The following is a 12,348-nucleotide window of genomic DNA, read 5'->3' on the forward strand; positions in this document are numbered from 1 at the left end:
AAAGCCTGTATACATGAAAATGTTACAGGCTCTTAGATTATAAACTCATTTAAACTACTCTAACGAAATAGGAATACCAAAATAGAATTCTAGTATTTTTAATCTGAATATGTAATCGTACTTGGCTCGTATTAAATCTGCTTCTGCGTTATCGACCAATGTTTGCGATTGGCTGAAATCAAAAGCATTCATCAAACCTACATCATAACGTTCTTTTGAATATTGAAAAGCTAGTGATCTTGCCTCAAGTGTTTTTTCAGCTGCTTGAAAGGTCTTGAAAAAGTTAGTAACATTAACATAGGCTTGATTCACATCTGTCTCTAATTGCAACTTGGTTCTTTCATATTCAATTTGAGCAATATCGATATTTATCTTAGAACGTTCAATATTATTACGAACACTCCAACCATTGAAAATAGGAATACTCATTTGAGCACCATAAGAAATACCATCATTGATATATAATTGATCTTTAAAAGGAATTGCCTCACCAGTAAAAGGATCGTTATTTTGATCAGAATATCTGGTATTATAATTAATAAAGGCTCCTACAGTTGGGTATTTAGCTCCCTTGGCAATCTCCATATCTTTTTGCGCTAATTCCACTCCAGTCAAAGCTAACTTTATATCATTCCTAAAAGTCAAAGCAGTGTTAAAAATAACTTTCGCTGAGTTGTTCAAGATTTCAGACGGCGGAATATCGAACTCTTCCTCTGCTATATCGAAACTTTCATAATCAGTGATACTTAGTAATTGAGCCAAACTAATTTTTGAAATTAAAATCAAATTCTGTGCATTGATCATTTGCTGCTCTTGAGTTGCAGCAGTTGCCTCTATCTGCAAAATATCGCCACTAGGTAATACCCCAGAATCAACTAACTCTTGAGTACGTTTTAAATCTTGTTGAGTTATTGCCAATTGTGATTCAAAAACCTTTAATGATTCTTTATTCGCTAAAACATTCAAATAGGCATTAGCGACACTCAATTTAATATCATCTTTGATATCATCAACTCTATATTGACTACTAATAGCACTAAGTTTAGCTCTTTCAATAGTATTATAGTTTTGAAGACCATCGAACAGAGTAACAGAAGAGGTCATACTACCTGATGCTGAAAAGATCGTAGCAGAAACCAAATTATTAGTTGTAGGATCCAAAGCAAGACCTGTATTTGCCGATGCACTTATTGTACTATTTAAACTTGGTAGTAAAGCACCTATTGCATCTGACTTGTCTATTAGTGTACTTTCTAAATCTAATTCTGATTGTTTAACGGTAAGGTTATTCTCTACAGCATAAGCCACACACTCTTCTAAAGTCCATTTTTTTTGCTGAGCCATACCTATTACAACAGAACATAATAGTAGTAATCCCGTGATTTTTACTTTCATTTTATTCTTTTTTAAACCAACCTATACATAGGTTGCTCGATTCGTTTTTTGATTTGATTGACTATTCTTAATCCTCATTAGGACCATTATCTTCACTCTTAGCTTCTAACTTGTTCCAAATTTTTATTTTAGAATCTTCATCGATACCTGAAACAATTTCTACGTCGATACCATCACTTACACCAAGCTCAAGTTCTCTTTTTTCAAATTCATTATCACCTGTCTCTACCTCAACGTATGGCTTATTAGTTTCTTTATCAAACTGCAACAATGCTTCTTTAATAGAAAGGACATCTTTCTTTTCTTCTAAGACAATTGCAGCGTTTGCGCTATAACCAGCTCTTATATTAGTACTATCAGACACTACCAAATCACCTTCAATCTTAAACTGAACGGCACCCTCTTCCTCAACACCTTTAGGTGCTATGAACTTTAATTTGGCATTGAATTTTTCATCTTGTAAAGCACCCATGCTAATTTCTAATGGCATGCCTACTTTAAGTTTCCCTACTTCAGCTTCATCAACTTCGCCTTCAAAAATCATTTTAGACATATCTGCAATAAATGCAATCGTAGTACCGTCATTGAAATTATTACTTTCAATAACTTGATCACCTACCTCTACAGGGATTTCCAATAAAGTACCAGTTACCGTAGCCCTAATATTAGTATTTGCACTAGTTGAGCCACCTGCAGAACCCACTCTAATAATTTGATAATCGGCTTGAGCATTTTGCAGTTCTTGTGTAGCCTGGTCAAAACGTAATTGTAACGCATTGAAATCTTGACTAGAGATCACCCCTTTATCGAATAGCGTTTTATTTCGGTCGTATTCAATCTTTGTATTACTTAAAGAAATTTTGGCATTGTTTACTCTACCACGAGCCTGATTTAAAGACTGTTCATTAGGTACAACTTTTATCGTAGCAATTAAATCACCCGCTTTTACCTGAACACCTTCTTCTAAATATACTTTTTGAATAATACCTGAAATTTGAGGTTTGATCTCAATTTCATCTTGTGGTATTACCTTACCGGTAACAACAACCTTATTGGTAATATCTCTTTTTTCAACGGTCTCCGTTTCATATGTTTTTAAAGGAGTACTATTCTTCTTTAAAAAATAGACTACTGCAGCCAGTATCCCTATAACTGCTACTCCTATTAATGCGTACTTTACATACTTGTTCATGCTCAACTATTTGATTGTTATTTATTCTTTTGTTGTTTGGTCTGTTACTCTTCTCTTAAGGCGTCTATTGGTTTTATTCTAATGGCTCTATTTGCAGGTATCAATCCGATCAAAACACTAAGACCTACCATTAAAATAAAGGAACCTAAAAATTGTGGTATACTAATCATCAGATTATAAAATGGCATATCACTATTTTCACCTATCATATTATTCGCAATAGCCAGAAACCCGATTGCGATTGCAAAACCGACAAAGCCAGCAAATACCGTAATTACGATAGACTCCAGTACAATTTGTCTTTTTACTACTTTGGGGGTTGCACCCAAGGCGCGTCTAATTCCTATTTCCTTGGTACGCTCTTTTACGGTAATTAAAAGAATATTACTAATAGCAATGACACCTGCCAGTAAGGTCAAAATTCCTACGAAGAAAGAGACGCCTTGTAATACACCTGTAAATGCCGATACATTATTAAAAACTTCAGACATGTCGAAACTACCAATGGCGCGTTCGTCTGTTGGGTTGATATCATATTTGTTCTTCAGCAAACGTTTTATCTGACTTTCCACTACAGGTACTTTGGTATCTGACTGAACCGAAATTGCCATCCATCCCATTCTATCTCCAGAGCCAAATGCTTTTTGAAATGTTGAAAACGGAATATACACTGAATTCTCTCCATCAATATTGATGTTTTGATTTGGCTTATATATTCCGACGATATTAAAGAACACTCCGTTGATACGAACATCTTCCCCTATCGCATTTTCGCCTTTTTCAAATAGAAGTTTATACGTTTCTTCTCCAATAACACAGACCTTTTTAGACTCGGTCATGTCATTTTCATTCAGAAACCTACCCTCTACTAGCTTCTTCTTCATGATTTCATCCACATTAGGATAATCACCATAAACTGCCGATCCACTAGTCAAACCATTTCTATATACGGTAACCACGCCCCTATGACTACCAAGTTCTATTCTTGGGGCAAGAACTTCTATTTCTGGAATCTGTTCTTTTAAAATGGTAGCATCTTCAAGTTTAAATTGAATTCTACGTCCTCTTTCAAATCCTTTATAAGGCTCTGATGTACTTTGACTCCATACAAACAGACTGTTAGATGCGGTACCTGCAAATATTTTTTGAAAACCATTACTCATTCCGTTTGCACCACCTAAAAGCAATACAAGAATTATCATAGCGATAATAACCCCTAACATGGTTAAGAATGTGCGAAACAAGTTCTTACCTAATGTGGCAAAAATCTCTGACCATAAATCTCTATCAAATATCCACATATTATTTATCGCTTAATGCTACAATTGGTTTTACTCTTGCCGCTTTCATTGCAGGAATCAATCCTGCTAAAACTCCTGCAACAATCAATATTATAGTTGCGGTCACAACCATTGACATACTAACGGACGGGTTGGCGAATGCACCTGTTTTAATACTTGGGCCAATGGCTGCCAATAATCCCGTTGCAATTCCTAATCCTATAAATCCGGATAAGGCCGTTATAAAAACAGATTCGAACAATACTAATTTTATAATAGACCACGGCTCGGCACCCAAGGCTTTACGCACACCAATTTCTTTCGTGCGTTCTTTTATGATAAACACCATAATATTACCTATACCTACAATACCAGATAGCAATATTAGAAGTCCCACTATAATTACCGCGATATCTAAACCACCTGTAAAGTTGCTGATGTCTTCAAAAACCTCTGCGTAGTTAAAGATTCTAATTCCTGATTGATCCTTGGGAGCAATTTTAAAACGTCTTCTAAAAACATTTTCTAATCTATCTGAAAAAGCAAGTGCCTCTGTTAAATCGTAATTTGGGTTATAGGTTAAAGCAATCTGGTCAATATGATCCGTTTGCCCATACATTTTTTGATATGTAGTGGTAGGTGCATAAATGTTTCGCTCTGCATTATCATCACCATCATCGGTAAACGTACCAATGACCCTAAAAGGTAACCCGTTGAACTCAACGAACTTGCCAATAGCATCTTCGTTCTTGAATAAATCTTCCTCTACTTTTCTGCCGATAACAGCAACTTTAGAAGCATTCATTAAATCGTTAGTATTGATGAACCTACCCTTATTTACAATCGTCTTTTCAATAGCCTGGTGATCCGGATGAACAGCCTGTATATTGTAACTACCCGTTTCGCTCTTATAACGTGCCGATGTATTTTGATATACCCTAGGACTTATATATTCTACGTCGTTAGGAAAACTTCTTTTAATGTATTCAACATCATCATTCGTCATTTGAATTCTGCGCCCAGCTTCAAATCCGCCATAAGCCAAAGAAGTTGTACCTGTTCTTACAAAAATGGAGTTGGTAGCGTCATCACTAAATTGAAGCGTGAATCCGTTTTGCATTCCCTTTACAGAAGCCAAAAGCAATACCAAAATGAAAATACCCCAACCTACCGAAAACCCGGTAAGGAAAGTTCTAAGCTTGTTGTTGCTTATACTATGGTATATTTCTTGCCAAATGTCTCTATCAAACATATTGCTCGGCTCTTACTTGTTCTATTTTCTTGTCCTCGATAATAACCCCATCCTTCAAATGCACAATACGCTTACACATATCTGCAATATCAGGCTCATGAGTAACGATCAATATGGTATTTCCCGCATCGTTAATCTTCTGTATCAAGTCCATTACCTCGTAAGATGTTTTACTATCCAATGCACCTGTAGGCTCATCGGCAAGCAATACCTTAGGTTCAGCAGCTAGTGCTCTTGCTATGGCAACACGTTGTTTTTGACCACCAGAAAGTTCACTAGGTAAATGACCGGCCCATTCTTTAAGACCAACTTGTTCTAAATATTTTAAAGCTTTTTCTTGACGTTCTTTTCTTGGTACTTTTTGATAGTATAACGGTAAGGCCACATTCTCTGCTGCACTCTTATAATTGATAAGATTGAACGATTGAAAAACAAAACCTAAAAACTTGTTTCTATATCTAGCAGCTTTAGTTTCGTTTAAATCCTTTATAGGAACATTATCTAATATATATTCTCCGGAATCAGAGCTATCCAACATTCCTAATATATTCAATAATGTAGATTTACCAGAACCAGAAGAACCCATGATAGCTACTAGCTCACCTTCTTCAACATTAAAATTTATTCCTTTAAGAACGTGAAGTGAATTCTTGCCCATTTTATAGGACTTGTGAAGATCTTTAATTTGAATCATGTTGGTTGTTGTTTTGAACAATTTTACACTGTCTATTCATTAGACTATGTTGTGTAATATTTGTTACATCAATTGAATTATTTTTTTTGAATTTTAGTTTTCAGCAAGCTCATCTGGCACTACCTCGTTCCAAACCTTTATTTTTTCTCCTTCTTCTATACCAGAATTGATCTGTACATGAATGCCATCACTAATACCCAACTCAATATCTCTTCTTTCAAATTCTTGATCGCCCGTAGCGATTTCCACGAAAGGTTTTTTTGTTTTATCATCAAACTGAACCAAAGCTTCTTTTACTGCTAAAACGCTATCAGCACGGGCTAAAATAATAGAGGCATTAGCACTTAAGCCTGCTCTAATGAATACGGAATCTTGTTTTTTAAGTGTTCCTTTTATTTCGAATTGAATAGCGCCATTCTCTTCATTTCCTTTCGGAGCTATATAATCCAATACGGCATCGAATACTTTATCTTCTATGGCACCAACGGTAATTTCTAACGGAAGGTTCTCCTTAATTTTACCCACCTCAGATTCATCGACCTTACCTTCAAAAATCATTATATCAACATCTGCAATAGCTGCTATGGTAGTACCTTCATTAAAGTTATTACTTTCAATTACTTGGTTACCTACTTCTACAGGCACTTCTAGTACCATACCACTAACCGTTGCTCTTATTTGTGTATTTGCGGCGTTACCGAAACCAGAAGTAGTACCCGTTTTTACAATGTCATACCTTTTATTGGCGGCTGCGTAAGATTGCTTAGACTGGTCATAACTCAACTGAGCGCGCTCTAAGTCTACCTTAGAAATTACCCCTTTGGTAAACAATCCTTTTTGACGATCAAGGTTTCTCAATTGATCATCTAAATTGATTTTGGCTTCATTGATATTGTTTCTAGCATCGTTCAATGAACTCAAATTAGGCACTACTTTAATGGTACATAATAAATCGCCAGATTTTACATAATCTCCACCCTCCACGAAAATCTTTTCTATTACACCTGATATATTCGGCTTAATAAGTACTTCTTCTAACGGAAGAATACTACCCGTAGCCATTGTCTTTTTTATTATGGTCTGCTTAGAAGGTTCTTCTGTTTGATATACTACGGGATCTTCTGCATTTTTAGAATACAAATAGAACATAGAGCCACCAAAGGCTAGTACGATAATTAGCAGGATTACGATTGTTGTTGACTTTTTCATTTTTTGATTGGTTATATTTTGATGATAATTTTATTCTGTTCTCAAAGCTTCAATTGGTCTTATTTTAATAGCACTCTGTGCTGGTATGAAGCCTGCTAACAATCCGGAAAATATTAAAATGACCAGTGCACTGACCACCACACCCAAACTTACACTTGGGTTCACAAACATATCTACCGGACCTACGGAATCAAGAACCGCATTAACGCCATATATAAATGCAGCACCGAAAACGATACCGATCATACCAGATATGATCGTTAGGAAAATAGACTCCATTAAAATTTGTTTTTTAATAGACCAAGGAGCTTCGCCCAGAGCCCTACGGATTCCAATTTCTTTGGTTCGTTCTTTAATTACAATGAGCATAATATTACTTACCCCAATAATTCCGGATAATAGAACCAATACACCTACAAAGTAAGCTACCCAGCGTAATGCTCCGAACAAACTTTCTACTCTATTAAACTGTTCATACAAGTCAAAATACCCGACGGCACGTTTATCATCTGGGTGAATTTTTCTTTTTTCTTTGACCACACCTACTATCTTCTCTTTCAAATTAGATATGGAACTACCGTCATGAGCGGTAATAGCCATCCACCCAACATCATTACCCATATTAAAAGCTTGCGAGAATGCCGTGAAAGGAACATAAATTTCTTTCTGACCTTCTTCACCACCGCCATCATCTTTCTTTTGATAGGTACCCACTACCATGAAATTGACTCCTTGAATTTTAATATACGTCCCCAATACTGTTTCACCTTGGTCATAAAGTTCATTTCTTACACCAACACCAATGACGGCCACCTTTCGTTTATCTTGAATATCGTTATGGTTCACAAACCTACCAGATGTTATGGTCATAGGTTCTTGCCTTATTATTTCAGGATAGTCACCATAGACATTGAAAGCACCTGTTTTCAAACCTCTTACTACATTATTCCCACTACCGAAACCGCCTAATTGGTTACGGGGAGAAATAAACCTTAAGTTGGGAACATTATCATTTATAGCCTGTACATCTTCAATTTTAAAACTAAAGCGTCTTCCTTTTGGCAGTCCTTTATATGACATGGTCGTATTACGAGACCACATGAACATTGTATTGGTAGCTATATCGCCAAAATCGGCACGAATACCATTTTCCAATCCTTTGCCTGCAGCAAGTAGTATAATCAAAATAAATATACCCCAACCCACGCCAAAAGAAGTAGCCAATGTTCTAAACACATTGCTAGACAATACCTCTAAGATTTCTTTCCACCGGTCTCTATTGAACATGGTTACATCTTAATTATTTAAACTTTTCATTTTTGAACTACTCATCTCTCAATGCTTCTATAACATGAATTTTAGCTGCTCTCCATGCAGGGAAAAATCCCGCTATCGCTCCTGCAAAAATTAGTACAAATACAGTGGTCAAGGCAACATTGAAGTTCACTGAGGGATTTAGCACATAATCTACCTCTATATGTGGACCCACAATTTCCAAGAGACCCATGCTTAAAATGAGTCCTGTAAAACCTGCAATAGCAGTAATAAAAATTGCTTCGTGCAAAATCATCCCAACAATTGACCATGGCTTGGCACCAAGAGCTTTTCGAATTCCAATTTCTCTTGTACGCTCTTTAACGACAATCAACATGATATTACTAACACCTACAATACCAGCGATGATAGTACACACACCTACAAACCAAAAGAAGAATTTAATACCACCCATTAATGCATAAAAGCGCTTAGCCTCTTCCATAGGGTTATATACTTGAATTGCGCTTGTATCTTCTGGAGCGACGGTATGTGCTTTTTGTAAATACGATTTTAATTCGTTTTTAAATTTGATGGATTGTGCAACGGCAGTTTCGAAATCATCTACCGGAGGCAAAGTATAGGAAAGGTTATTTAAACGATCTGCTCCATTAAAAACCTGTTGCGCGGTACTTACAGGAATATAAATACGGTCTTCTTCTCGTTCACCCCCAATATCACCGTATACCCCAACAATTTTAAACGGGATACCTGAAAGGTCTAAAAACGCTCCTATAGGGCTTTCTAATTCTGAAAATACTTCTCGATTGATCTTATTACTGATGATGGCAACTTTAGCCTTAGAAACTCCATCTTGTTGATTAAGGAATCTACCTAAGGTCATATACTCATTTTCGATAAATTGAAATTGATCAGAAACACCCTGTACATTATAAGCTAAAGACTCGCTACCATAGTTTACAAAAACATCTCTTACAAATAACCTTGGCGATTTATTCTCAATTTGGTCATCAAACAAAGCACCGGCCATGTCATAGTTCTCGTTTCGGAACTGTATCGGTCTACCTGGATTCATACCCTTATAACCAATAGTGGTTACTCCTGGCCAGACCCAAACACTTGTAGCAGCATCTTGCTCAAATTCTTTGGCTATACCATTTTGCATGCCTTGACCAAAACCCAATAAAATAACTAGAATGAATATTCCTGAAGCAACGGAAAGTCCTGTGAGAAAAGTGCGTAACTTATTCTTGCGAATAGTATCGAAAATTTCTTGCCAACGTTCTAAGTCGAACATAAGATGGATTGATTAGTTTGATTGATTGATGAGCGCGATACAACTATCACACAATCATAAGACTAACCAAATGGAAGATTGTTACACTTTTTGTGTAAAAAAAATATAAAAAAGGCTTAAGACCTCATTTTTCTGTAGATAAAATAGAAAAGACCAGCCACTAAAACATAGGGTACAGCCATTAAATAAACAATACCGTTATTTATACCCTCAGCTGCTTTACCAGAAGATTCACTTTCTAAAACCGCTCTACACATAGCACATTGCGCCTCGGCATCTATGGGAATCAACAAAAGCGTTACCACTACCAATAAGAAGATTTGTTTAGTACGCATAGTAAGGAGATATCATTAAATAAACCACAACACCGGTAACAGCAACATACAACCAAACCGGAAATGTATATTTTGCCAATGCCCTGTGCTCTTCAAACTTTTTTAAATATGCCTTGGCATATGTTCTTAAAACCAATGGTATTAAAGCAATAGACAGTACAATGTGGGTAATCAATATAAAATAATACACATATTTAATTGCACCTTCGCCACCATAATTGGTAGAATCAGATGTCATATGATATGCTATATACATAACTAAAAACAATAAAGACAATACAATATTGGTAGTCATTAAATTCTGATGTAGTTTTTCATTTCCATTTTTAATAGCCCAAACCGCAACCAACAACAAAACAGCAGTTAGTCCATTAATAGCAGCATAGATAGGAGGCAAAAAAGAAAGCGGTTCAACATTAGGCAATTTGACACCGAAAAGAATAGCTACCACTATTGGTATAACTACTGAAACAATCGCTATTAACCTATTAAACTTTTTCTCGTTCTCAACGCTCCCTTGCATATTCTTATTCTTCTAACAATTTTTGGATATCAACTTTAAGAAAACCAATTTCTTCGGTTTCTCCTTGATCGTTAACTCCTCTTTCTTCTAAAATAGCACCTCTATAATACACTATAGGGTTACCAAACTCATCCATTCTTGATCTTAAAAAACCGTCTTTATCTACTAAAGCAAAGAGACCTGAGTGCTCAAAGCCTCCTGGAACATCAGGCATTTCGGCAGCAAAAATATTAAATCCGGAGTTTGCCAATTGGTAAATACCATCATGATCACCCGTCATTAGATTCCAGTTTGCTCCATTAATACCATACTTCTCCACATAAGCTCTTAAAACCTGTGGTGTATCAAAATCCGGAGTAATGCTAAAAGACGCTACAGCAAAGTCGTTAGCATCCTTAAAATGATCTTGAACATCTACTAGGTTAGTTGTCATTACAGGGCAAATACTTGGGCATCTAGTAAAAAAGAAATCTACCACATACACTTTACCCAGATAATCTTTATCTGATACCAGAACACTGTCTTGATTTATAAATTTAAAAGAAGGAACTCTACGTCTTTTACCATCTAACAAAATATAACCTAACTTTTCTTCACTAGTATCTTTACTATCTGAATTTAAACGGTCATTTTCAACGACAGAACCAGAAGATAATCTATCAACTATTTTTGGTATTACAATGATTCCAAAAATCAGAACAATTAACGAAACCCAAACGTATGTATATTTTTTATTCATTACTTATCGTTCTGCATTATTCTTCTTTAAGGCAAGTCGGTATTCCGCCAAAATGATTTTCACATCATCTACCATCTTATTATTCAAATCTGAAACCAATGTAGAATTGAAACCGTATTTGGTGCCATCATCTTCATCATCAGACCTACCTCTTAAAGTTAAATCCTTGTCAATAATAAATACATACGGAGTACTGTTTTTGGCATCTAATTCAATATCCATCTTAAGGCTATTAAAAAGATTCTTTATTTCTTCATCACTGGCGTATACAAATTTCCATTTGTCATTATCAGCTAAAGTTGCCAACTCTTTTTTTAGCGCATCAACTTCATCATTAGTATCATCAGCTACCACCATTACAAATTGAAAGTCCGTAAACTCGTAAAAGCGCTTGTATATTTTTTGATTCAAGTTAAAGGCATTTCCCTTTCTACCTTCTACATCAGAACCCAAAAAGCCCAATACTGTAATTTTATCTTTAAATTGAGTTTGATCTGAGAAATGAAGTTCCTCTACATTTTTAGTTAGCTGAGATAATTTACCAAAATTGGTAACCCCAGAAGCAAAGAATAAATAGGCCACTATTGGTAGCACAAACAAGACAACAAGAACAAAAGTCTTTTTCATAAATAAGGAAGACCGTTTATTGAAACCTCTTAAGAAGTTTCAACAGTTATAGTCATTAAATTACAAACTATACAAAAATAAAAAAGACGGCTATAAAACCGTCTTTTAATACTGTTAATTATAACTTAGAAGTTCCAGCTTACAAAGCCATCTTTATATACATTATAGATATAATCAGCTTCTACTAGAAGTATAAATGTCAAATAAATAACCAAGAATATTGGTGTCCAAACTATAGCTCTTCTCAATGCAGACTTCTCATCACGTAAGTGCATAAAGTCCCATGCAATATAATATGCTTTAACCAAGGTCAAAATAATGAAGATCCAGTTAATCAACTTCATTCCCAATACATAAGTATCAGTCAAAGATTCTGGCTTAATAATACCCAATACTACTTCAACCGCAGTAATTAAGGTTAAAAAAGCTAATACTCCCCAGATTTTCTGTGTGTTAGATTTGAACTTTACAAGTCCTCTAAAAATTTCTAATTTATGTCCGTCTGCCATTTTACTTTAATCTAAAATTCT

13 protein-coding genes are annotated in these 12,348 nt (G+C 35.5%); all 13 read right to left on the reverse strand.

Annotated elements, in window-relative coordinates; all coding sequences use genetic code 11:
* Nucleotides 1-54: 54 nt before the first annotated feature.
* The 13 genes from ACJJVP_RS02790 to ACJJVP_RS02850 all read right to left on the reverse strand — a co-directional run bounded on the left by ACJJVP_RS02790 (nt 55) and on the right by ACJJVP_RS02850 (nt 12,327).
* Nucleotides 55-1,395, reverse strand: coding sequence for a TolC family protein (locus tag ACJJVP_RS02790; protein ID WP_405410572.1), 1,341 nt, complete (start codon nt 1,393-1,395; stop codon nt 55-57).
* 67 nt (nt 1,396-1,462) lie between these two features.
* Entirely contained in the window at nt 1,463-2,587 is a 1,125-nt protein-coding gene (locus ACJJVP_RS02795; protein WP_405410574.1) for an efflux RND transporter periplasmic adaptor subunit, read from the reverse strand.
* A gap of 44 nt (nt 2,588-2,631) precedes the next feature.
* Entirely contained in the window at nt 2,632-3,888 is a 1,257-nt protein-coding gene (locus ACJJVP_RS02800) for an ABC transporter permease (protein ID WP_405410576.1), read from the reverse strand.
* Nucleotide 3,889: 1 nt separating this feature from the next.
* Nucleotides 3,890-5,119 carry an ABC transporter permease gene (locus ACJJVP_RS02805; RefSeq protein WP_405410578.1) on the reverse strand — a complete coding sequence of 410 codons (1,230 nt, stop codon included), beginning with the start codon at nt 5,117-5,119 and terminating at the stop codon, nt 3,890-3,892.
* Complete coding sequence (locus ACJJVP_RS02810; RefSeq protein WP_027064946.1) at nt 5,112-5,813, reverse strand: ABC transporter ATP-binding protein; 702 nt, start codon at nt 5,811-5,813, stop codon at nt 5,112-5,114. The genes ACJJVP_RS02805 and ACJJVP_RS02810 overlap by 8 nt, the downstream gene beginning before the upstream one ends.
* A gap of 93 nt (nt 5,814-5,906) precedes the next feature.
* Entirely contained in the window at nt 5,907-7,022 is a 1,116-nt protein-coding gene (locus ACJJVP_RS02815; RefSeq protein ID WP_405410581.1) for an efflux RND transporter periplasmic adaptor subunit, read from the reverse strand.
* A gap of 30 nt (nt 7,023-7,052) precedes the next feature.
* Nucleotides 7,053-8,309: an ABC transporter permease gene (locus ACJJVP_RS02820; RefSeq protein WP_036151940.1), complete on the reverse strand. Its 1,257-nt coding sequence runs from the start codon at nt 8,307-8,309 to the stop codon at nt 7,053-7,055.
* Between the two features lie 37 nt (nt 8,310-8,346).
* On the reverse strand, nt 8,347-9,594 hold the full coding sequence (locus ACJJVP_RS02825; RefSeq protein ID WP_405410583.1) for an ABC transporter permease: 1,248 nt from the start codon (nt 9,592-9,594) through the stop codon (nt 8,347-8,349).
* Between the two features lie 116 nt (nt 9,595-9,710).
* Complete coding sequence (locus ACJJVP_RS02830; RefSeq protein ID WP_396632205.1) at nt 9,711-9,929, reverse strand: hypothetical protein; 219 nt, start codon at nt 9,927-9,929, stop codon at nt 9,711-9,713.
* The gene (locus tag ACJJVP_RS02835; protein WP_405410584.1) at nt 9,919-10,452 is read right to left on the reverse strand and encodes a DUF420 domain-containing protein; all 534 of its coding nucleotides are present in this window, start codon (nt 10,450-10,452) and stop codon (nt 9,919-9,921) included. The genes ACJJVP_RS02830 and ACJJVP_RS02835 overlap by 11 nt, the downstream gene beginning before the upstream one ends.
* A 4-nt stretch (nt 10,453-10,456) precedes the next feature.
* Nucleotides 10,457-11,191 (reverse strand): SCO family protein, encoded by a 735-nt coding sequence (locus tag ACJJVP_RS02840; protein ID WP_405410586.1) that lies wholly within the window; start codon nt 11,189-11,191, stop codon nt 10,457-10,459.
* A 3-nt stretch (nt 11,192-11,194) separates the two neighbouring features.
* Nucleotides 11,195-11,818 (reverse strand): hypothetical protein, encoded by a 624-nt coding sequence (locus tag ACJJVP_RS02845; protein WP_405410587.1) that lies wholly within the window; start codon nt 11,816-11,818, stop codon nt 11,195-11,197.
* Nucleotides 11,819-11,943: 125 nt separating this feature from the next.
* A complete protein-coding gene (locus ACJJVP_RS02850) occupies nt 11,944-12,327 on the reverse strand; it encodes a cytochrome C oxidase subunit IV family protein (protein WP_276491976.1) in 384 nt (127 codons plus the stop codon).
* Nucleotides 12,328-12,348: the final 21 nt, after the last annotated feature.

The sequence above is a fragment of the Maribacter sp. Asnod1-A12 genome (genome assembly GCF_045063735.1).
Taxonomy (GTDB): Bacteria; Bacteroidota; Bacteroidia; order Flavobacteriales; family Flavobacteriaceae; genus Maribacter.